This is a genomic window from Microbacterium sp. NPDC080220, assembly GCF_040686395.1.
In the GTDB taxonomy this organism is placed as follows: domain Bacteria; phylum Actinomycetota; class Actinomycetes; order Actinomycetales; family Microbacteriaceae; genus Microbacterium; species Microbacterium gawkjiense.
Window position 1 is genome coordinate 35,588 of sequence record NZ_JBFBOP010000011.1, and the last position, 21,021, is coordinate 56,608.

The following is a 21,021-nucleotide window of genomic DNA, read 5'->3' on the forward strand; positions in this document are numbered from 1 at the left end:
CGCGGCGATCGGCGTGATGACCCTCGCCGCAGCGCTCCTCCCGCGACTGCTCGGCAAACTTCCCATCTCGATCCCGATGGTGTTCCTCGCCGCAGGCATCATCGTGTTCGCCCTCATCCCCGACCTCCCCGACCCGCACCCGAGCGATCACCCCGACATCACGCTGCACCTGACCGAGATCTGCGTCTTGGTCTCCCTCATGGGCGCCGGCCTGGCCATCAACCGGCCGCTGCGCTGGAAAACCTGGTCCACCACCTGGCGGCTGCTGGCCATCACCATGCCGCTGTCCATCGCCGCCGTGGCCGTCCTCGGATGGGTGGGGCTCGGACTCGGAGCCGCCAGCGCACTCCTTCTCGCCGCGGCTCTCGCTCCCACGGACCCGGTGCTCGCCACCGAGGTGCAGGTAAGCGAACCCGTCGACGATGAGAATGCCGACGATGAGGTGCGGTTCGCTCTCACCTCCGAAGCGGGCCTCAACGACGGCCTCGCCTTCCCGTTCACCTACGCCGCCATCGCCATCAGCATGGTCGGCCTCGCCCCGTCAGCGTGGTTCACCGACTGGTTCCTCATCGACGTGCTGTGGAGGATCACCATCGGCGTCATCGCCGGCATCGGCACGGGTTGGCTCTTCGGCCGACTCTTCTTCTCCGCGCACCTCGCCGGACGGAAAGTCGTCGACCAAGCCGAAGGATTCGTCGCCATCGCCGCGATCTTCCTCGCCTACGGGATCGCCGAAACCGCGGAAGGATATGGCTTCATCGCCGTGTTCGTCTGCGCAGTCACCATCCGGGCATCAGAACGAGGACACGGCTACCACCAAGTCCTCCACAAGTTCGTCGAACAGATCGAACGACTCCTCACCGTCGCCGTCGTCGTCCTCCTGGGCGGCGCCATCGCCCGCGGCCTATTCGCTGACATCGGCTGGATGGAAATCCTCGTCGCTCTGGTGATCCTGCTGATCGTCCGGCCGGTCGCGGGATGGATCGGGCTCACCCCCGGAAAGACCGGGCCCCGCGAACGCAGCGTCATCGCGTTCTTCGGCGTCCGAGGCGTCGGCTCGCTGTTCTACATCGCCTATGCCACCCAGAACGGCTACTTTCCCGACGGTGACCGGCTCTGGTCCATCGTCGGCCTCGTCATCGTCGGCTCCATCGTGATCCACGGCCTCGCCGCCACCCCCACGATGCGGCTCCTCGACGCCACCCGCCTCCGCCTCACCCGACGACGCGGCGGCGATCCCACCGACGTTGCAACAACCCCGGTCTGACACCGGCCATCGCAACGCAACGCGGGGTTTGTGGCGCGATCGGGCGCCGGACCCTGATGCTCAAAGTCGCCGCCCTCAGGACGCCGATCCCTTTCACCGGAGGACGTGATGGCGACGGGAACCGGGTGGAAGCGGTTGACCAGCCACCCCGCGATCACGCTGCCTAGCCACCGATCCGACGGGACCGCACGCCACGAGCAGGCCGAATGTCAACGCGCTCAGTTCGAATCGGTCTTTGAACTCCGGGTACCGGGTCACGATCGTCGCGAACACCAACGCGTTGGCGATGAACAGCATCGCGACCCCGCTCCGTGCTGCCGAGACACGCGACACGGCCGGGGGTGAGGTCATTCCTGGAGTCTACGGATCTCGCGTCACGGCTGATCGGTGCCGAGCTCCTCGTCGGACCCGCGGCTGGCCGAGATGCGCAGGAGTGCGCCGCGCTTCTTCGTGACGCCGGGATGCACTCAACGTGTGTCTATCTTGAGCGGTCCGGCAGCGGGAACCCGACGCGTTCTAAAGTCGTGCACAGGTGGACGGTTAGTTGGCGTCTTCATCTTCTTCGGCATTGAAGTGAGAGGGGGTGTCTGTGTAGCCCGCGGCGAGACCATCGGGATTGGCAGGAATTGTTCCGTCCTTGCCGAGCCCGTCGGGCTCGTTCGCGAGTGATGTTGGGGTTGCCGTGTTGGCGTTTTCGGACGCGGCAACGATCTTGTCTTTGAGGCTTTCGGCCGAGATCCCTGTGTGCGTGCGCGACGGCTGTGCAGCGTTTTCGTCAGTGGTGGCCAATTCGTGCTGTCCTCTCATGGGTGTTCTGTGGATGCCAGGGATCATGGCTCTTGATGCGCGGGCGGGTCGTCGCTGCCACTGTCCGGGTCGGCGGTTTGCGCCCGTTCGGCTCTTCCGAAGAGGCGCCCTCCTAGGACCCAGGATGCGACCGCGACTGCGAACAAGACGGTCCCGGCAACTCGCCAGCCGACAGCATCGGGAACGATCCAGCAGTAGATGCCGACTGCTGCGGCTACGAACCCGGCGATCAGGACGATCACTGCTCGTCCGTGTGAGGTCATCGCGTGGGCTCCGTTCATGGTGGCGCCGGCCCACACCCGGACCGGCGCCGCACAGTTCTTTCCTGGGCAGTAGTCCCAGCCATGGTGCGCCGTGTGATGCCGGCGCGAGACCGCCTTACTGCGTAAGCATGGGCCACGTCGTGCTGCTCATGAACGGGGATTGACATGGGTGGGGGGCGCCCACGCGGGTAGGCTGCAGTATTGCCGAGGCTAGCGACTCGGCAATACGATCGTCGCTACAGGCGGGCAGGGGGTTTGTGCTGGACAGGGTCAGGTCGATCTCTGTGACCGTCGCGCTACTCGGGGGGCTGACCCTTGGCCTGTTCTTCACCTGGTACGGGATCTTCGGCCCCGATGGCCCTCAAGACGTGCAGTGGAACTGGGGCGTCATCTTTCCCGGGGCGGTGTTGACCGGGATATGCGCAGTGCTCCTCGTGCTTCTTCCGCGGCACCGGTGGCTTGTGCGGCGCCGTCGGGGCGCGTCGTAGTGACCAGGGTCGCGTCGACGCTAGGGCTGCGGGGTCGCCAGCCGTGCTGCTCAGAATCCGGGCATGGACGCCCGGTACTTTCTCCAGGTGGGCCGCTCGACGGGGAGATGAGTCGGGTGTTGCCCGCGAATACGTCCTGACCGGGCGCCGCGTGCTCAGTGCCGGCTGCAACGGAGAGTTGTCTGTCGCGAAGTGGGCGGATATCGAGTTCGCCGCTCTCCTCATCGAGAAGAGCACGGCGCGTACCGCGTTCGAGTCACTGTTGGCCGAGCGCAGCCTGCCGGTGGATGCTGCGATCGACGCACTTCCCCTCGACATGGAGATGCGGCACGCGTTGTCGAAGTTCCGGTGGGCTGCTGCTCGGTACGAGCAGTGGTTGCGCCGGTGACGACTCGCCTGGTGGTGCTATTGAGACAGTTCCCCGTCGAGTCGGTCCAGCAGAAGCTCGAGCGCGATTTCGAACTCTTCCTTGCTGCGATCCTCGCTCAGCAGTGAGCGGAGGCGCCGGACCTCGGGGACGTCGTCGAGCGTCGCGCGGCCGTCCTGGTTCGGGATGGATGCGCCGCCTTCGTCGAGCGGGACGTCGTCGGGGCCGAACTGTGCTCCGCGGATGGTTGTTTCTAGGAGCAGCTGGCCGAGGAGGAAGCTGGTGAAGGCGCGGTACGCGCTGACGGCCTGGGCGTCCGTGAACCCTTGAGCGATGAGCGCACGAAGGAACGTGTTGACGACTTCCACGCTGCGAAGCGGTGGACGAAGCCACGGGGCGGCGGGATGGCGGGTCGCGATCAGCGGGAATGCCTTGGGGTGTTCCACGGCGATGTCCCGGATCGTGTGCGCGAGCTTCTGAAGGAATGCCTGCCAGTGCTGGTCGAGCTCGTCGTCCATCGTGGCGGCGAGGTCTGCCAGGAGCGAGGCGACGACGCCTTCGAGGAGGTCTTCTTTTCCGTGTACGTGTCGGTACAGCGACATCGCTTCAACGCCTAGTCGTTGGCCGAGGCTGCGCATCGACAATCCCTGCGGCCCGGACTGATCAACCAGCTCCAGGGCCGCGTCGATGATCACCTCGCGGGTGAGTTTGTTGGACGTGGTGTTGGACTGCTTGGTCATGTGAAGCCTCCACCTCGATCCTCCCCCGTCTTCCTGGGTTCATGGTCACATTCGGGTACGCCAATACGCATGCTTACACCGTAAGCTAGTGCCAGCCCCGCGCCGTCTCGACGCCCAGAACGAAACGATGCAAAGCCCTTCCGCACCATTTCGAAACCCTTTTGCCCTTCCAGGAAGACGCCACGATGAACGGCACCTCTCTGAACGATCACGCCCGGAACCCTGCGACGCTGTCGACGGCGTCGGCAGCACCTGCTCCGGATCCCGCTCGTGATGGTTCCGGACTGGCGAGCACATCCGGAACGTCGTTTCACAGCCACGCCACACTGCAAGGGTGGCTCGCGGAATTCTCACTTCCCGCGGCGACGGCGACCTCATCAAGGTGGTCTTGCAGGACAGCTCCCGCGCGCTCACCGCGGAACTCGACACCGCGGCGGAACTCTGTGCATACCTGGAGCAGCGGTCGTCCTCCCACACGGAACCCCTGCCCCTCCCCTGAATAGTTCTCGCCGGTCGTTTCGACCCACGCCGGCGTCGGAAAGGAGTAGCAGCCGTGGGAAGGTTGACCATCGGTACGAACGTCATCAAACTCGATGACCGCGTTCTCGCACACCTTGAAGCCGTGATCGTGACCAAGCTCCGCCGTCACGAGCCCTTCGTGTTCACGTGGCCGATCGACGTGAGCCTGGGCAGCGGTCGCGTCGCCAAGTGGGTGAGCGCGTCGACCAGCTGGGACATCCGGTTCGACAACCGACAGTCCGAGCCGCTGAACCAGGCGTGGCTGAAGCAGCTGATGTCGACAGCAAACTCGCCCGGAGGACTGAAACTGGTCCCCGAGCCCTCACAAGACCAAATCCCGTCGACCGCTGACAGCGAGTTGTCGATGTCGGTCGAACAGTGACCGAGACCCCTCCTCCGCCGCACGACGACACCGACTCCGGACCGCCACATTCAAGGAGCATGCGCATGGCCTTCCACAGCAAAGAGACCCTCGAGAGCTGGGTTGCCGACTTCGTCGAAGCCCGGACCGCTGGCGACGAGATCCGGGTCGCGGTGCAAGATGGCTCCGACGGCGAGGACACGGGGTTGGTGCTCATCCCGCTGGAGAATGCGCCCAACGCGGTGTGGATCGAACCTCGCGACTCGGGCGACGAGCTCAGCTGGCACGTGTTCATCGAGCCATCCAACGACACCATCGAGCTGACCAGCTTCGAGCTCAACGCGCTGACGCACGAACTCCAGATCGCTGCCGAGCTGTGCGCCTTTCTGCAGGAGCGATCGCTGGGGCACTACGAACCGGCAGCGGAGGCGACAGCAACAGCGGCCGACTGACGTCGACCGCTGAGCCTCGTCCTCACCACTCGGCGCGTCCGCCTGGCGCCGGCTTAGATGTAGCCAAGGCCGAGATCAGGGTCGACGTCATACCTGATGTCGAAAGCAAGCGAAGAGTCCGAGTCGAGTCGCACAGGCTCTGCGCTGACGACCACACGCGACGCGGCCGTGATCAAGACGTGAATCAGACGGTCACCCAACAGGGCCAGTTCGACGAAGTCTCCGCCGGAGAGCACGGCGGCACGGACACGACCCAGCAACCGGTGCACCGTCTCCCCCTGTGCGAGCTCGAATCGGTCATCGTTGATCGTGATGACCGTGCGGATGATCGAGTGCGGCTCGCTCATCGCGGCATCGTACGAACCCGATTCCGAAGCATCAGGCGCCTTGACAGGGCGAGGAAGCAGCGACAGGAACCCACTCACAGCCCGGTCTCCGCCTCCCCGGAATCCGCGCCAGTGGTGAAGTCCCTGGAAATGTAAAGGCCGCCCGGCTGGCTCGCTTCAAGGACCATGCGCTCTACGCTCTCTCTGTTTACCGGCGGTCGCTGCTTGGCTCTGAATTTGAAGACGAGCGTGCTGGCTGCGTTCACCCAGATGCTGGTCTTCCCATCGCCCAGGGAAGCGTCGTTTCGCCACGTCAGCATGAATGCCTCTCCGCGCCGCAGCTTCATCCCCACCACGGCCTGCAGGTGAGCAAGCACATCATCGGTGAAGATGACGCGCGCTGACGCGTGGTACTGGAAGCGACCCACGACCCAGAGCCTACTCACCGGGCATGGAAGGTGGTTCCGCCGCCCAAGTCATCGGCGGAACCACCCGAGCTGCTGCAGCCCACCAACGACGGTAGGGCCCAGACCCGCCGACGCTGTGGGCCTTGCCGCAGGCACAGCTGTCAAGTAGGCGGCGACCGCCCCGATGCGGATCTCCGATCTTGCGCATGGCTTCGGCGCACGACCTGAGCGGCAACCTGAGAACTGGAATTGGTACTCTCACGCTTAGTTGTTCGTCTGTAAGAAAAGGACCGCCGTTTCGATGCCGTACCGTAGCCGCGCTCTCCTCGAAACCTGGCTCACTGAGTTCACCGCTGACCACGCGCTTGGCGGTCTCGCCAGGGTCATCCCCCAAGACGGCACCCTCGGAGGAGACACGGGACTCATCGTCTTCCCCCTCGGTGGCGGCACCACCAGCGTCTACATCGAGCCGGTCGCCGTCGGCGACCGCAGATGGCGCATACACTTCGAACCCCGCGAACAAGAAGCCGTCATGAGCAGCGCGCAGGTCCACACCATGGCAGCCGAACTCGAGATGTCCGCAGCACTATGCGACTTCATCGAAACGAAATCAGCGGCACACCTCGCCGGCACGCACTCCAACTAATCAGCTTGGTGGGGTGCTCGGCGACATAAGAGTGATTCTCAGCAACGGTGGAGAGTGGCTTACTACTCTCACATCAGTCCGACAGTGGAGGTGGGTTCTGGACCTCGGCGGTCTGTCCGACAGCATCCATGTGGAAGAGATCACTCAGGCCGCTAGCGGCGAGGGTGTTTGGTGACCACCTGCTCCCACACCTGATTCAGGGGACGGCCGCCAGGGCGAGGGCTCGCGTAGAGCTCCTCCATCAGTGCTTGCAACTGCTCTGGTGTCGCACCCTTCGCCTTTCCGTATCGCCAAACCGCTTCGTCGATGAGCGACCCTATCGGCGCTAGTCCCCTCACTTCCGTGGGGCTACTACTGTTCGAGCGAGCACTGGGCGCTGCGGGGCCGCTCGCGTCGCTGATCGCCGCCAGCACGATCGGCGGAGTGGAAGTGTTGCTCGCAAGCGCCTCAGTGATCTCAGGTATCTCGCGAGCGAGCAGGTCGAGCGCTTCGGCTTCTGTGATGCCCTCCGAACCGGCTCGAATCCACATCGAGTGGAGCTCATCGAGGCTCATTTGGACGCCACCGATCACGCGGGAAAGAGGCATCGGAACGCCACAGAGGCGGTTGGCGTGCGACACGTTGCAGATTTCGCGGTCTCCCACTCAGCCGTCACGGGGCCGCCCTTCGTGTGGTAGACGGTCATCTTGAACCAGACCTGAAAATTCTTCCCCGCCGACCCGGCCTGCCCGTCGGGCGCGGCAGCATCCCCTCGATCGACGACCACTGAGCATCTGACAACACTTGAAACCGCGACACAACTCCACGATTCCAACCGCCCACACAAGCCGGTGTCAGACACGCCCTAAAGGAGCCTCGTGCACGAATCGACGTTGCCAGGGTGTCTCAACCGCGTTGCGGCGATAGACAGCGCGGACCCACGCTACGGCTTGTTCGGCCGGTACGCCGTCGTAGCGGGCAAGGACGGCGAGAGCTGTCCCCGTTCTTCCCGTGCCACCGCCGCACGCTACCTCGACTCTCTCGGTGAGCGATCGATCGTAGGTCTCCCAAAGCGCCGCCATCGCGTCGAGCGGCGCTCTGGGTAGACGAAAATCTGGCCATGCGATCCAGCGCGACGGCCAGCTCTCCTGGTGCAGACGCGACGTGAGGTAGAGCCCAAAATCGGGTCGGTCACCGTCAGCGACTGGTCCATCTCTCAGCCCACGTCCACGCACGAGACGACCACTTGGCAGCGTCACCACGCCGGTTCGCTCAGCCGCCCACGATTCCATCCTCTAATCGTGTCACCAACCTTTGTCAGACACGCCCTAGATCTGACCTTCCGACTCCGACGTAACGCTCGTCGCATTCGTCCGCGAGAGCCGATGGAGAAGCCGAGACGTCGTCCCCTTGAGCATCCATCGACCGCGACGGACGGTCGCACTCGCAAGGCGGCGAGCCCGCGCCTTTCCATCTCGATCGAGCTGGCCAGAGGCCACTCTCTCGAGGCCCGACTCAACACCGATCGTCACCTGCTGATCGAGCACACCAGCGAGATGAGTCGCAATGTCGACGCTTCGCATCGACGCCAGTCGAAGCTTCGCATCGACGCCGCTGCGCGACCACGAGCAGGAGCATCACGGACAGCTCCAGAGACAAAAACCGAATCAATGCACGCAGGCACTTTCTGTGAGCGCTACGCTGGGGGCATGCGCGGTGGCCTGCAGCGATGGAAGCGAGGAGTGTCCTCGCAAGGTGTCCAGCAAGCCGTCGCGTACGCGTTCGGAGGGTCCTGCGACTCCCATCTGCACACCGCTGGCGGGGTGGACGCCCTCGGTCACTACAGCGACGTCAACGTCGCGGATGTGCAGCGGTTCACAGTCACTGCGGGTGGCATCGACGTCGACGCGCTGAACCAGGCAGAGCTCGCCGCATGGGTCGATGGCCGCGATCCCGAGACGGGGGAGCGTCGGGGTCGGGAACTGAATCGGCCGGACGCGGACCTGGTGCTCGACGGGACGATCAACGCCCCGAAGTCGTATAGCCTCGCCGCGCTTCTGAACGACGATCTGGCGGCTGAGTTCGAGGCCCTGCAAGACCGGTTGCGTGAGCGTGTGATCCGCACCTGGCAGCGCGAGCTCAACGCTCGACGCGGAGCCGGCGGTGCGATCCGGGAGGGCATCGCTCAGCTCGAGGTCGTCGAGCTGCAGCACCGCCGCTCGCGCGCCCTCGACCCTCACATTCACCGGCACCTGTGGCTGAACGTTCGCGTTCAGGGTGAGGATGGCCGGTGGTCCAACCTCGATTCGCGTGTGGCTATGAAGCTACACACGGTCATCAATGCGGAGGGCGAAGTCGCTTCCCGTACGGATCCGGAATGGATCGCCGCGCTCGCGCGTAACGGCTACTCGTTGAACGAGTCGGGAGAGATCGCCGAGCTCGCTCACGCCGTTCGCCCGCTGTCGCGCAGGTCGAACCAGATCGAGGCAAACCGGGCGATGCGCCTCGCGCAGTGGCGTGCCGAGAACCCTGGACTTGAGCCGAGCCCTGACGTCCTCTTGGCGATCGACCGGTGGGCATGGGCGCACGGCCGTCCGAACAAGCCTGCGAATGTCGATGAGGACGAGTGGGAACAGCGCACCCGCGCGGAGCTCGCTGACATCGACCCCGCGATCCTTGAGGACCGTGGGCCGATCACGATTGAGCCGACCCAGATTGCTGATCTCGATCGGGATCTGCTGGCCGCTCGCGCCGTCGTCGACGCCGACAAGCGCGCGAGCGCGACAGGTGGTCGCTACAGCCTTTTCGACCTCCGCGCGGGCGCGCTTCGCGCGATCGCGGCATCAGGTGTCGTCGCGGAGCGGGACCTTCTGACAGAGGTCGCCGAGGACGTTGTCGAGCGTGCACAGTTGATGAGCGTGGACGTGCTCGTCGACGAGGTTGAGATCCCCGCGCACATCAAGCACATGATCTCGTCCGACACCGCGGCCGCCAAGATCGACCTCGCCGAGGCGTTCGACCGGCTCAACACCCGCGGCCGCGTCGCACGCGACGTCGTGACCGCCAAAGCGGCCGAGAAGGTTCTTGGCGAGGACGTCGCGCTCGACGAGGCCCAGGCTTCCGCGGCGTCGGCGATCGCCGGCACCCACGGACTGGTCACCGTCACCGGCCCTGCAGGGACAGGAAAGACCACGCTGCTCCGGGTCGCGCGTGCCGCGCTCGAGGCGAAGGGACGACGCATGGTCGTCGTTGCCCCCACAAAGAAGGCGGCCAGTGTCGCCGGCCGAGAGGTTGGCGCGAGCGCCGGGAGTCTCCACGCGTTGCTGTTCGACCACGGATGGCGGTGGGGCACCGACGAGACCGGCGCGACCGCCTGGTCGAAGCTCGAGGTCGGCGACGTCGACCCGCGGACGGGAAACGCGTACACCGGCCCGCGTCAGTACCTTCTGAACGCCCGAGACCGGCTCGTCGTCGACGAAGCCGGGATGGTCGACCTCGAGGCAGCTGTGGCGCTGGCCGACGTCGCCGAGCGCACCGGAGCCGGTATCGCGATGGTCGGCGACCACCTCCAAGCCCGCCCCGTTGGGCATTCGGGGGCGATGGCCATGATGAAGCAGCGCAGCGGCGCCGTCGTCGAGCTCAGCGCTGTCCACCGCTTCACCGACCGCACCTACGCGGATCTCTCGCTTCGGCTCCGCGAACCGGCGGATGCCGCGGCGGCAACGGCCGTCGCATGGGAGCTCTACGAGCGCGGACAACTCCGCGTCGTGGGGAGCGAGGACGAGGCGCGTGCGCGCATGGTCGACGAGTACCTGCACAACGCGGCGCAGGGTCGTCGGGTAGCGCTGGTGACCAGCACCAATGCGGAGGCGCAGCAGATCAATGAGACGATCCAGGCTGCCCTCGTTCGCGCGGGGAAGCTGTCGGATACGGTCGTCGCGGTGGGCCAAGACGAGCAACGTCTCCTAATCGGAGACGTCGTGCAGACCCGTCGCAACGACAGTGAGACAGGCGTCGAGAACAGAGCGATGTGGCGCATCCGCCGCATCGAGGGCGACACGATCGAACTGGCCAGCCTCAGCGACAGCACCGACGTTCGCCAGGTGCACGCGGACTACGCGGCCACGCACCTTCACCTTGCCTACGCGTCCACGGTCCACGGCATCCAGGGAGAGACCACCGATGACGCGATCGTCGGCCCTGGCGTCGACGCCGCGGGGCTGTACGTCGGGATGACTCGCGGCCGGCGCCGCAACGAGGCGATCGTCGTCGCGCAGAACACCCCGCAGGCGATTGGCGCGCTGTCCGAGACGATGCTGCGCGGCAAGCTCGAGCTGACCATCACCGACGCAACCGGCGCGGCTCGCGACGAGCTCAGCCGAGCGGCCCGATCCCCCCGCAACGCGCCCAGCGTGCCCCGCTGGGACGACCGGAGCGCCCGGCCGCTCGGGGCGATCGTCAACCTCGATCGGTACCACCCCGACGCGCCAGAACGCGCTGCCGAGCTGGCAAAGCAGGTCGAACGGCTCGGGGATCTCCTCGACCGCACCCGAACGACCCTGGGAGAGATGCGCGCTCGACTCAGCACCGTCGAAGCCAAAGATCACGCAGCAGAGGCGACAGGCCAGCAGTCATCCGGGAACGCGCCTCCGCTTGCGCTCATCTACGAGCGCATGTCGGCCCAGTACGAGGAACGCAGCGCTCAGTATCGCGAGCTTCGCACCGCACACGGGAAGGCCGTTCGTCTCGCCGACCGTGTGGCTGCAGAACGCGCCATCCGTGAGGCGCTGCCCACCGAGCAGCTCGCCGCCGAGGCCGCTGCCCGCCTCGAGCACATGAAACAGGCGACCGGTGCGCGACAGCCCTCCACCGATCGCGATTCTGGGCTGTCGCTCTAAGAGGCGGATTGCCGGTCTATCTCTCGATGCCCGAGCGCAGCGAAGCGGGCGGGGCTACGCTGTGTCCCGCCCGCTTCGGTACTTCTGTCAGCGAGCAACCCCTGCGCCGGACTGGACCTCCGGCGTGGCTACGGGCCCGGTGGCGTACAGCTCCGGGCCTCTAGCTTTTGGGGATTGGCCGACCGTCACCTCGTTGAACTTCAGGGACGCCCCGACCGTGTCCGCGATCACCTGACGCGTTTCGCGCGTCTCACCGGTTTCGGGATTCGTGTAGGTACCGAACTTCAGGTCGCCGTTGACGACGACGTTGTGCCCCTTGCGCAGGGACGCGGCGACGTTCTGCGCCTGCTGCCCGAACGCGACGACACGGTGGAAGACGACAGCACCGTCTTCCCACTTGTTGGTCTCCTCGTTCAGTCGACGCTCGTTGACCGCGATGTCGAACGCGGCATAGTCGATTCCGCGCTCAGATCGACCGCTGTCTGGGTCGGCGGTGAGCCGGCCCTCCAGGGTGACCGGGATCTTCGTGGAGCTCATCTCTCATCCTTTCCTTCGTTCCTGCGGGTGCAGGAGGTCATCGGTTGCCGTGGCCCTGCGTGATCCACGCTTCCCATTCGTCGGCGTCGTCGACGGCGCTCCAATCGCGGGCCGACTTCTTCTCCACGTGACCGCTGGTGCAGCCGTACCCGTTGGAGACGTCCTTGATGCGTTGGAGGGAGAGCGTGAGGCGTTCGTGCCACCCGATCGGTCCCAGGCCACTGTCTTCATCGGAGAACAGTGCTCGGTGGGCGCTGCGGAGCGCGGACAGTTCCTCAACGAGCCGGCCATGCCGCCACCAACAGTTCGGAATCACCGAGGTGCTGAGTTGGTAGCGGACGGTGAACCATTCCACCCACCCGCGAAGATCTGTCCACACTTCCGGCGCGCGGCTGTCCTCGAGTTCGCGCCAGTTGACGACATCTCCCGCGGCCGCGGCGGCGCCCGCGGCGCGATCGCCAACGTCGTACCCGCCGAGTTCCTCCAACAGCGCGGCCTCAGCCTCTTCGGGCGACCAGTCACCGGAAAAGCTCACGAGTGGCTCCCATTCTCGATTCGAGTGCGAACGATCCGGAGGGCAGCCTCCGACGCCTGACGGCGTGTGCGGTGTCGGGAGAGGACGGGATCCTTGTCGATGATCCGGTGCAGCAACTCGTGGCATGCCGGATGCATCGGCCACAGGTCGTCGTGCGCCTCCTGAGCGCTCCACACGCCGTCGACGTAGGAGACCCCGTCGTACGAGATGTGGTGGAGCTCGACGTGCCGCCGATCCGCCGGCCGTCCGCATCCGGCTGCACATTCGATGGCTCCGTGTTCACGGAACCACCGGTCGCGGCGCGCAAACCACTGCCGCGACCGGAGATACCCGCTGCGGTACCGGTTCGCGTGAGCGGAACGCCGGCGATTAGACATCGTCCTCCTGCGTCGCATCTGGGCCGCGTCGCAGTGTGGCCTGCGCGAGCTCACGCGCGGCGAAGTGCGCCTGTTGCTCCTTCTCGAGGGCGCTCTTGCCTGCACTGATTTGGCGAGCGTCACGACGGTCGATCCACCCGTCGAGCTCGAGCAACGCGGGTCGCCGGTTGCGGTACGTGAGCAGTCCGATGCCGGTTGGCATCCGTCGAATCTCATCCACGGTCATCAGCGGGAGACGTTCGTGCTGCTCGCTGACGGAATGACCCATCGACTCGGTGTTCCACGACCGGGACTTCCGGCTGGTGGTGCGCGTGCCCAGAAGCGCCTCGATGTCGCGAAGGTGTGCAGCGTCGCCGGCGCCACCGAGCAGAATCTTGGCGGTCGCCGCGCTCCAGATGGTGCTTGCTTCCGCGGCGGACCAGCTCGTTTCCGCCTGAGAGAGTGCCTGCAGCACGACGAACGTACAGATCCCGCGTCCGCCGCCGTCTGCCATGACTCGAGGGAGCGCATCCCACCGGAACATGTTGGCGATCTCGTCCAGGATCAGCCCCAACGGCAGGGGCAGTCGTGATCCCTGGGATGACAGCGCTTTGCGCCTGGCGACCTCGACGATGTCGTCGAGCATGGCCGAGAGGAACCCGCCCATCGCGGTCGCACCGCTCGAGGACCCCAGCAGGTAGAGCGTGTTCTCTCCCGCGAGGAACTCCTGCGGGTCGAACACGACGTCGTACGGCCCCGGAGAGAGCGTTTCGCGGATCTGCGGGATCGCCAGTGGCGCGACGGCACTCTGCACGCCGAACCACTGCGACGAGAGGAGCTTCGGGTCGCCGTCGAGGATCGACTCAAGCCCGTCACCCCACCCGGGCGTCCCGTCGACGCGGAGAATGTCGACAGCGGCGCGCGCCATCCCGGGGGTTGACCCCCAGTTGTACAGGTCAGCGACGCTCATGCCACCCACCGCGGCCGCGTGCAGGAGACGTGCCAACACGGTCGCTGCGGCGTCTGCCCACTCGCCGTTGCTCGCTGATGCTCCCAGCGCCGTGCCGTTGATGATGGCTCGGCCGCGCTGAGTGGCGACGAGGGGGTCCTCACAACCGCTGATTGGGCTGTACCGGAGAGTGCGCGACAGACCGGAGAGCCCCTGCGGGTCGAACACGTGAACCGTTCCGCGCTCTTGGCGGGAACGGAGCGTCGCGGTGAGGTTGTCGTTGGTGGTCGACGTGGTGATCAGAGGGCCGGCCCAGTCGATGATCGCCGAGATGAGGACCCGGAACCCCTTGCCCCCTCGGGGCGGGCCCTCGAGGACAACCGAATCCTCGATCGACACGTAGACGTCGACGCCGCGCGATTCGCCTAACGGCCACCCCACATCGGACGCGCTGGGCTTTCGCGTCAGCCCAGGCCGGAGAGTCTTGGCCTGGCGGAGGACAGAGGCCCCGGAGAAGTACTTCTGGACCTCTCGCCTGGTGGCGAAGCCAGGCCGTCCGCGGAGGTCTGCGATCAATGCTGCGTCTGTCTGTTTCCAACGCGCGTACGCGATCGCGCCGCCGATGGCGAGAGCGATCAGCAGCACGGTCACGCCGATGGTGACGCCTTGGATGAGCCCGGTCGGGAACGCGCACCCTGCGATCGGGGCGTACCCGTCGGGTGATCCCGTGAACAGCAGTTGCAGTGCTGCGATCGGGTTCGTTGCCTGCGGGCGCTCCCCACATACAGATGCGATGAGCATTTCGCAGAGCAGGACGTACCCGACGCCCACAGCCAACAACGCCGCGAGGACCCCCACGGTGATCAGTGACGAGCGTTCGCGGCCCATGGCGTTCAGAACACCCGTGCAGCCTCGGCCGCGACGCGGATCCAGGCTTCCTGCGTCATCTTCCCGAGGCGACCGAACCGCAGCGGGCCACTCTTCAGCTCCGGGTCGAACGGGACTACCTCAGTGCGGTAGCCCGCCTCCCGGAACTCTGCCGCGATCGTCTGGGTACGCGCGTTGCGTTCCCCGTCCGTCACGACGATCACAGCGTTCTGTGCGAGCCATGCTGAGTACTCGCTCCGCTGCTCCAATGCCTCCAGGAGCAGAGTTGCCGACTCTGCGGACTCAGGCGCAGCCGACGTGGGAATCACCAGCTGGTGCGAGTGATCGACCATGCGCAGCCATCGCTCCGCAGACTCGTCATTGCCAGAGTCGAACACCACCAACCGGTAGTTGCGGTTGGTCACCTCGACGAGCTTGTCGAACTCCGCGTTCGCGATTTGCTGCCGGATAGCCAGCATCTCCGGGTTGGAGCGCAGGACGTCGTAACGGTCCTCGGTCTGATGGTGAACGTAGCCCGCAATCGTCGACAGCGGCATTCCCGGCTCAAGGAGACGGTCAGAGTGCTCGAGCATGTCCTGGATCGTGGCGTTGTGCGCGGCGGCTTCGGTGCGCCAGCCCAACGTCCCACGGGTGGGGTTGTTGTCCCAGGCAAGCACTCCCCCGCCACCGAACCGGGCGAACGTCGCTGCGAGGCAGGCGACCGTCGTGGTCTTGCCCACACCGCCTTTGCCGTTCACGACCGAGATCCGCTTGATCTCTGGCCAGTGGCTCGACACGATCCGCTGAGCCGCGGCCATCTGTTCCTCGTGCGGCGTGGGCTTCATGCCCAGCGCGCGACGCCACCCGTTCGCCTCAACAGGAGGTGCGGTTTCGGTGACGATGAATGAGGGACGTCGACGCTGCGGTGCCTCGGGCTGCGGCGGGTCGGGCTGCGGCGGGTCGGGCTGCGTCGACGCATCCGCATGCTGGGTCGGTCCGGCGGCGACGCGGGGTCCCGGGGGCTCGGGCGTCGTTCGCGTCCGCTGACGAGAGGCCGGGACTGTATCGAAGATCGGTGACTGCCGCAGCGTGTCGGCGGCGCGGTGCAGCGGCGACGGTTCCTCGATCGACTCGATGGTGTCCTCGATCTTCAGTTGTGACACGCTCCCCTCAGTGCCGATGAGCAGGTGCGTGGAGCCGAGCGTTCCCGTGGTCACGAGCTCGATGTCGTGACCGAGCTCTGCCGCCAGCTGTTGCGCCCGCTGTATGACGGTGCGTCGAATGTCGCTGTCGTCTTCGGCGATCAGACGTGTTGCTGTGCCGTCGGGGAGGGTGAAGGTTGCGTAGCCGTCGAGGACGGCGGCTCGGGCGATGGGCCGAGTGATGGTCATGATGCTCCTTCGTTGTGAGCCGGCACGGCAGCCAGCCATTCGTCGGTGGCGTCCTCGATCGGCGCCGGCCACAGCTCGTCGAGCGCGAGAGGGGCGGGGTCTGGGGTCGTGCCGGGGACGTCGCGGTCGGACATCATCGCGTCGTCGGTCTTGAACAGCTCGAACTCTTCGGGAGTGGAGGTGCTGAAGCAGTCCACGACATACGCGAACCTTCCAACGTAGGCGAGGAAATCGCCCTTGCGAAGTCGCCGAGCGACCTGAATATGCGAGTCCGGCATGTTCAGCTTCGTCGCGAGGTTCTTCTCCTCCTGGTGGTTCACCCGGAAGATGAACTTGTTCTCGATGTCCTGCACGACCGAGTAGGCGAGAGCGCGCTCCTGCGAACCCTCGCGTCCCACGGCGTCGAGGTCGCCCATCTTGTGCAGGATGACGATGTTCGAGACGCCGTAGTAGCGCGACAGCTTCAGCCACTGCTGATACATCTGCAGCGCCTGGACGCTCGTCATATCGCGCCAGCCCTCTTCCCGGATGACGTAGCGCTTGCGACGCGAGTTCCGGTCCGAGATGACGGCCTGCACCCAACTGGTGGTGCAGACCTGCGCGATCTGAGCGACCAGCTCGCTGCGCTGGAACAGCTCAGACGTGTCGACGACGACGATCGGTGCGTCCTGATCGAACTCGACGGTGGACTCGTCCTCGAACATGCCTGAAAGGTCGCCGCTGATGAATCGGTTGAGCAGCAACCGCACGTCCTCGGCGGCTTCTCGAGGCTTACGTTCCACGTCGAGGGAGTCATCCGTGATGATGTGCCCCAGCTGCCGGTGGACCTCGCGAAGCGTGGGTCGATCGTCGGTGGCTTGGATCGCCAGATTCAAGGCGAGGACTGCGACGCTGTGCTCAGCCGCGGTCAGAGAGTGCGCCGCGTTGGTCATCTCGAGCAACTGCACGAGAGTGGTGATGCGACGTTGGTGGACGATCATGTCGTCCTCTACATCCGTTGTCTCGCTGCGGACGGGCCCCCGGTCGAGAGGGTTCAGCCGGTAAGCCCCCGGACCGCCGAGGCTGATGACTTTCCCGCCCACGTTGTTGGCCAGCGCTACCCACTCCCCCTTCGAGTCAGACGGGACGACTGCCTGGTATCCCCACGCGAACGACCGGCTCACGAGGCACTTGACCGTGCCGGACTTCCCGGCGCGGTACGCGCCCATCACGAGGATGTTGGTCGACAGGGTGCCTCGCTCGCTTTCGTCGTTGTACGCGTCCCACGGGGAGAAGCAGAACAAGCTGTCTGCGTTGAGGTCGACGCCGAGGATCGGTCCCTTGGTCCCGATGCCGCTATCGGCAACGAACGGGTAGATCGCTGCCAGGTCGCGCGTGGTGGCGCGGTGCGGCGGAACGTCCATCGGCAGGAGGTTCCACCACCCGTGGTTCTTCATGCCGTCACCCCAGCGGGGCGTGGACGGCAGTGGCAGGCGCGTTTCGGCCTTGTTCGTCTTCGTGCGGACGTTGGTGGCGCTCTCGCGCATCTCCTTGCGGAGGCGGCGGCGCTCCTTCGGCGTGAGGTTGGCGTCCTCGAACACCCATCCTTCGCGGCGTCGGTCGGTCATTTCAGCCCCAATCCGATCGGAAGAGCATTGATCAGCAGCGCCTCACGCTGCTGGGCGTACAGGATCGGAGCTTCCATGCCTGCGCGGGAAAGCGCGTTGCGCACCCCCGCGATCGACTGCTCGAGCTCCTCCTCCGTCGCCGCGGTGACCCTGCCGGACTTCCCGGCGCGGTACGCGCCCATCACGAGGATGTTGGTCGACAGGGTGCCTCGCTCGCTTTCGTCGTTGTACGCGACCCACGGGGAGAAGCAGAACAAGCTGTCTGCGTTGAGGTCGACGCCGAGGATCGGTCCCTTGGTCCCGATGCCGCTATCGGCAACGAACGGGTAGATCGCTGCCAGGTCGCGCGTGCGGTCGGTCATTTCAGCCCCAATCCGATCGGAAGAGCATTGATCAGCAGCGCCTCACCCTGCTGGGCGTACAGGATCTGAGCTTCCATGCCTGCGCGGGAAAGCGCGTTGCGCACCCCCGCGATCGACTGCTCGAGCTCCTCCTCCGTCGCCGCGGTGACGGTCAGATACCCGCCGTACCGGTACTCACCGTGACCGGACACGAGACCGTCCTCTTGCGCCTGTAGGGCGACAAAGTCGGCGGTGTCGATCGCGTTGCCGTCCTCACCACGCCGCGCCTTCATGCGCTGGTTCGCGCGCCAGGTCTTCTTCTCCCGCTTGATGCGCTTGAACGCTTCGGTGATCGGGACGGGCGTCATCACCGTGGTGAAGATGTGGGAGATGGCGGTGTTGTCCACCGGGTGACGGGCGAAGACGAGGTCGTTCACGAATCCGATGGGGGCAGCTGCTCGCGGCCACTCGTGGATCCACATCGTCGTGTGGACGCCGGAGTCCGTGTGAACGATGCCGAGATTGTTCTTCGGTTCCTCCATGTACGTCGGACCCATCGCGACCGGATCCACACCCGCCTCTGAGCCCGTCCGGTTCTCGATCACGGGGATCGAGGCCGGGTCGAACGCGGTTCGGGCCAACGCGGCGATATCGCGAGGGCCGAGCCACCGACGAACCTCCACCTCAGCTCCTGCCAACGCGTCGCGAATGTTGCCCGCCTCCAGCGCGGCGAGGCGTACGGCTGCCGCTTTGCCGCCGCCGAGAGCCTTCAGCTGCCCCGAGAGCTTCAACAGGTCGTATGTAAGGGTCAGATAGTTGCGGTGAGCGACGGCGAATCCTTCGGCCTTATCCATGACCGCTTGGTAGCGCTCGTCTGCGCTGGGGACGGATAAGTTCCCCTTATGCTCCTCGAAGTAGTCGCGAGCGGGCCGGATCGTCGCCGGGAACGTCCGCTCCTGCATGGCAACGCGCTTCACACCGGGACGCTGTGTGAACGACGCGAGCACCATCGCCCACCGATCGGCGAGCTCCATCCGCTCATACAGGTCCTTCATGAGGAACCCGGGAACCTCAAGCTCGGCCATCACAGTGATCGACCGTCCGTGAGGGTCGTACACCGCAGCGAGATCCCCGACCTCCCAGATTTCGACTGAGGCCAAGCGCCCCGGCAGCCGAAGGGCGCCCACGCGGGTCGGCTGGGCCGCTTCTGGGGCGAAGGTCTCCTTGGTGGCGCCTAGCGCGTCTCGCATCTTCTTGTTCATCCAGACAGCTCCCCATCTTGGTAGCGACATTCCGCGGTAGCGGACCACAGAGGCGACTGCCAGCGCGACGCCGATCAGACCCCCGCTGATCACACCGACGGGGCCGTACACCTGCACACTGATCAGCAGAACCGCGCCTGCGAGCAGCAGCGTGCTGACCTGCCACGGATCGAGCCCGAGCACGACTCCCTGGGAAGAACGCGCGGGAAGAGTAGCCGGTCGGGCGATGTCCTTATCGATCGTCCCGCTCACTGTGTTCCTCCGTTCGGACGCGGCGGAGTCGCGCCGCCTGCTTCACTTTGACGTCGCGACGCTCGCGTCGACGGCGCCGGGGACGCGCTGCTGCTCGGCGCTGTGCTGCCGGCAGGAGCCGGGTTCGTCGATCGCCCCGGCGACGCTCCCGCAGGTTGCGTGGGGCGCCCCGCCGACGGCGACGCTGTTCTGCCGGTCGACGTGCTCGGGGACGGACCCGTGGTGTTCGCAGACCTCGGCGTCATCCCAGGCCGTCCCGCGGGTGGCTGCCCCACGCGGGGACGCGGAATGGCCCGGGTCACCTTCGTTGCAGCGCTCGAAGCTCCACGACCTGCCGCGCCTGCAGCAGCGTCGACCACGCTGCCCCCTGCGAAGGAGAACAGGGAGAAGACCGCCAACGGCGCAAAGCACAGACCAAGGAGGGTCAGCATGAAAGGCCAGACCGCGGGGTCCCACACGGAACTCACCGAGCGCAGCCCGTCCGTGACGAACTTGAAAGCGCTCATCATGATCGGCCCGGCCAGCAGCAGCGCCACCACTGCGGACAGGTACCGAACAACCCACTCCTTCCCTACTCGCGGGAGCGGGAAGATCATCCACGCGATGGGTCCCACCATCACGAGCAGTGCGAGACCGATGTTGCGGACCATCAGAACGACGAACAGCACCACGGTGGTGATGAACAGCATCGCGACGACGATGAACCCCGCCATGGGGTTCACCTTCCCGCCGGCGTTGAAGAGAAGATCGCCCATCGTCCCGAACAGGTCCGCGTCCGCGTAGATCGAGAATGACAGCAGGTCCACGGCGTTGATGATCTGCCCCAACATCCACAGGGTCAGCTGGATCAAAGGGAACGTGATTCCCATCCGCACTACCGCCCAGATGACTTCGCTGGTGCTACCGGAGTACGCCGCCATCGTGATGCCCACGATGCCGCCCACCAGCACGACGATCAGAACGGCCCACGCCCAGAAACTCCACTGATCGAGCGCGACGGTCCACAGAAGACTGTCCGTGTTGAACCGGAGCGCCGCGGCGCCGCGGGCGGCGCTGTTCAACGACTCCGCGGCAGCCTGCTCGGCGCCGCCTTCCATGGTGCTGCAGAAGACATCGCCGAACTGGCAACCCCACTGGAAGTCGAGCTTCTTTCCAACTCCTTCGAGATCCGCCTGGTTGGCGCCGGCGATCGAACATACGGTGACGAAACCGCTGGTGCTGCTCGGCACAGCGGAGTAGCACGCCTGCTGCACGGTGTCATCCGGATCCGTCGGCGTGCACAACACCGTCTCAGCGGTTTGCTTGCAGGCAACCGCCGCCGCGGGCGACGACCAGGCCTCCCCCGTCACCGGCTGATCGGACGGAGTCTCGGAAGCTGCAGCGACCGCTCCGGTGGCGCTCGGA

Annotated in this window: 20 protein-coding genes; 7 read left to right on the forward strand and 13 right to left on the reverse strand. The window is 65.7% G+C overall.

Annotated elements, in window-relative coordinates:
* Nucleotides 1–16: 16 nt before the first annotated feature.
* On the forward strand, nt 17–1,267 hold the full coding sequence (locus AB0P29_RS14650) for a cation:proton antiporter (RefSeq protein WP_363380984.1): 1,251 nt from the start codon (nt 17–19) through the stop codon (nt 1,265–1,267).
* A 540-nt stretch (nt 1,268–1,807) separates the two neighbouring features.
* On the opposite strand, the gene AB0P29_RS14655 is transcribed toward AB0P29_RS14650, so the two are convergent.
* Complete coding sequence (locus tag AB0P29_RS14655) at nt 1,808–2,056, reverse strand: hypothetical protein (protein ID WP_253035142.1); 249 nt, start codon at nt 2,054–2,056, stop codon at nt 1,808–1,810.
* A gap of 947 nt (nt 2,057–3,003) precedes the next feature.
* Here AB0P29_RS14655 and AB0P29_RS14660 point away from each other — a divergent pair.
* Nucleotides 3,004–3,213, forward strand: coding sequence for a hypothetical protein (locus AB0P29_RS14660; RefSeq protein WP_253035143.1), 210 nt, complete (start codon nt 3,004–3,006; stop codon nt 3,211–3,213).
* Nucleotides 3,214–3,230: 17 nt separating this feature from the next.
* On the opposite strand, the gene AB0P29_RS14665 is transcribed toward AB0P29_RS14660, so the two are convergent.
* On the reverse strand, nt 3,231–3,932 hold the full coding sequence (locus AB0P29_RS14665) for a TetR/AcrR family transcriptional regulator C-terminal domain-containing protein (protein WP_253035144.1): 702 nt from the start codon (nt 3,930–3,932) through the stop codon (nt 3,231–3,233).
* Between the two features lie 334 nt (nt 3,933–4,266).
* On the opposite strand from AB0P29_RS14665, the gene AB0P29_RS14670 reads away from it, so the two are divergent.
* From AB0P29_RS14670 to AB0P29_RS14680, 3 genes are all read left to right on the forward strand, one after another.
* Entirely contained in the window at nt 4,267–4,431 is a 165-nt protein-coding gene (locus tag AB0P29_RS14670) for a hypothetical protein (protein ID WP_253035145.1), read from the forward strand.
* Nucleotides 4,432–4,485: 54 nt separating this feature from the next.
* Nucleotides 4,486–4,833, forward strand: coding sequence for a hypothetical protein (locus tag AB0P29_RS14675; RefSeq protein ID WP_253035146.1), 348 nt, complete (start codon nt 4,486–4,488; stop codon nt 4,831–4,833).
* A gap of 65 nt (nt 4,834–4,898) precedes the next feature.
* On the forward strand, nt 4,899–5,264 hold the full coding sequence (locus tag AB0P29_RS14680; protein ID WP_253035147.1) for a hypothetical protein: 366 nt from the start codon (nt 4,899–4,901) through the stop codon (nt 5,262–5,264).
* A 53-nt stretch (nt 5,265–5,317) separates the two neighbouring features.
* Here the strand turns inward: AB0P29_RS14680 and AB0P29_RS14685 are convergent, their stop codons facing one another.
* Entirely contained in the window at nt 5,318–5,611 is a 294-nt protein-coding gene (locus AB0P29_RS14685) for a hypothetical protein (protein WP_253035148.1), read from the reverse strand.
* 74 nt (nt 5,612–5,685) lie between these two features.
* Nucleotides 5,686–6,018, reverse strand: coding sequence for an ATP-dependent DNA ligase (locus tag AB0P29_RS14690; protein WP_253035149.1), 333 nt, complete (start codon nt 6,016–6,018; stop codon nt 5,686–5,688).
* 280 nt (nt 6,019–6,298) lie between these two features.
* Here AB0P29_RS14690 and AB0P29_RS14695 point away from each other — a divergent pair, with 280 nt between their 5' ends.
* A complete protein-coding gene (locus AB0P29_RS14695; RefSeq protein WP_363380918.1) occupies nt 6,299–6,643 on the forward strand; it encodes a hypothetical protein in 345 nt (114 codons plus the stop codon).
* 833 nt (nt 6,644–7,476) lie between these two features.
* Here AB0P29_RS14695 and AB0P29_RS14700 read toward each other — a convergent pair.
* A complete protein-coding gene (locus tag AB0P29_RS14700; protein ID WP_363380921.1) occupies nt 7,477–7,914 on the reverse strand; it encodes a protein-tyrosine phosphatase family protein in 438 nt (145 codons plus the stop codon).
* Nucleotides 7,915–8,331: 417 nt separating this feature from the next.
* Here AB0P29_RS14700 and mobF point away from each other — a divergent pair, with 417 nt between their 5' ends.
* Nucleotides 8,332–11,520 carry a MobF family relaxase gene (gene mobF, locus AB0P29_RS14705; RefSeq protein ID WP_363380986.1) on the forward strand — a complete coding sequence of 1,063 codons (3,189 nt, stop codon included), beginning with the start codon at nt 8,332–8,334 and terminating at the stop codon, nt 11,518–11,520.
* Between the two features lie 87 nt (nt 11,521–11,607).
* Here mobF and AB0P29_RS14710 read toward each other — a convergent pair whose 3' ends face one another.
* From AB0P29_RS14710 to AB0P29_RS14745, 8 genes are all read right to left on the reverse strand, one after another.
* Nucleotides 11,608–12,057, reverse strand: a complete 450-nt coding sequence (locus AB0P29_RS14710; RefSeq protein ID WP_363380923.1) for a single-stranded DNA-binding protein — start codon at nt 12,055–12,057, stop codon at nt 11,608–11,610.
* Between the two features lie 37 nt (nt 12,058–12,094).
* Nucleotides 12,095–12,592, reverse strand: a complete 498-nt coding sequence (locus AB0P29_RS14715; protein ID WP_363380926.1) for a hypothetical protein — start codon at nt 12,590–12,592, stop codon at nt 12,095–12,097.
* Between the two features lie 369 nt (nt 12,593–12,961).
* On the reverse strand, nt 12,962–14,785 hold the full coding sequence (locus AB0P29_RS14720; RefSeq protein ID WP_363380927.1) for a TraM recognition domain-containing protein: 1,824 nt from the start codon (nt 14,783–14,785) through the stop codon (nt 12,962–12,964).
* A gap of 5 nt (nt 14,786–14,790) precedes the next feature.
* Nucleotides 14,791–16,227, reverse strand: a complete 1,437-nt coding sequence (locus AB0P29_RS14725) for an AAA family ATPase (protein WP_363380929.1) — start codon at nt 16,225–16,227, stop codon at nt 14,791–14,793.
* Complete coding sequence (locus AB0P29_RS14730; RefSeq protein ID WP_363380931.1) at nt 16,152–17,762, reverse strand: hypothetical protein; 1,611 nt, start codon at nt 17,760–17,762, stop codon at nt 16,152–16,154. Before AB0P29_RS14730 ends, AB0P29_RS14725 begins: the two co-directional genes overlap by 76 nt.
* The gene (locus AB0P29_RS14735; RefSeq protein ID WP_363380933.1) at nt 17,759–18,124 is read right to left on the reverse strand and encodes a hypothetical protein; all 366 of its coding nucleotides are present in this window, start codon (nt 18,122–18,124) and stop codon (nt 17,759–17,761) included. The genes AB0P29_RS14730 and AB0P29_RS14735 overlap by 4 nt, the downstream gene beginning before the upstream one ends.
* Entirely contained in the window at nt 18,121–19,617 is a 1,497-nt protein-coding gene (locus AB0P29_RS14740; protein WP_363380936.1) for an SCO6880 family protein, read from the reverse strand. The genes AB0P29_RS14735 and AB0P29_RS14740 overlap by 4 nt, the downstream gene beginning before the upstream one ends.
* Entirely contained in the window at nt 19,614–20,966 is a 1,353-nt protein-coding gene (locus AB0P29_RS14745; RefSeq protein ID WP_363380939.1) for a hypothetical protein, read from the reverse strand. The genes AB0P29_RS14740 and AB0P29_RS14745 overlap by 4 nt, the downstream gene beginning before the upstream one ends.
* Nucleotides 20,967–21,021 lie beyond the last annotated feature (55 nt).

Bases quoted from the DNA above. Each gene is read 5' to 3' on its own strand.
- AB0P29_RS14730 (WP_363380931.1), bottom strand. From the start codon at position 17,762: ATGACCGACCGACGCCGCGAAGGATGGGTGTTCGAGGACGCCAACCTC.
- AB0P29_RS14650 (WP_363380984.1), top strand. From the start codon at position 17: ATGACCCTCGCCGCAGCGCTCCTCCCGCGACTGCTCGGCAAACTTCCC.
- AB0P29_RS14735 (WP_363380933.1), bottom strand. From the start codon at position 18,124: ATGACCGACCGCACGCGCGACCTGGCAGCGATCTACCCGTTCGTTGCC.
- AB0P29_RS14695 (WP_363380918.1), top strand. From the start codon at position 6,299: ATGCCGTACCGTAGCCGCGCTCTCCTCGAAACCTGGCTCACTGAGTTC.
- AB0P29_RS14685 (WP_253035148.1), bottom strand. From the start codon at position 5,611: ATGAGCGAGCCGCACTCGATCATCCGCACGGTCATCACGATCAACGAT.
- AB0P29_RS14720 (WP_363380927.1), bottom strand. From the start codon at position 14,785: ATGGGCCGCGAACGCTCGTCACTGATCACCGTGGGGGTCCTCGCGGCG.
- AB0P29_RS14700 (WP_363380921.1), bottom strand. From the start codon at position 7,914: ATGGAATCGTGGGCGGCTGAGCGAACCGGCGTGGTGACGCTGCCAAGT.
- AB0P29_RS14710 (WP_363380923.1), bottom strand. From the start codon at position 12,057: ATGAGCTCCACGAAGATCCCGGTCACCCTGGAGGGCCGGCTCACCGCC.
- mobF (WP_363380986.1), top strand. From the start codon at position 8,332: ATGCGCGGTGGCCTGCAGCGATGGAAGCGAGGAGTGTCCTCGCAAGGT.
- AB0P29_RS14665 (WP_253035144.1), bottom strand. From the start codon at position 3,932: ATGACCAAGCAGTCCAACACCACGTCCAACAAACTCACCCGCGAGGTG.
- AB0P29_RS14680 (WP_253035147.1), top strand. From the start codon at position 4,899: ATGGCCTTCCACAGCAAAGAGACCCTCGAGAGCTGGGTTGCCGACTTC.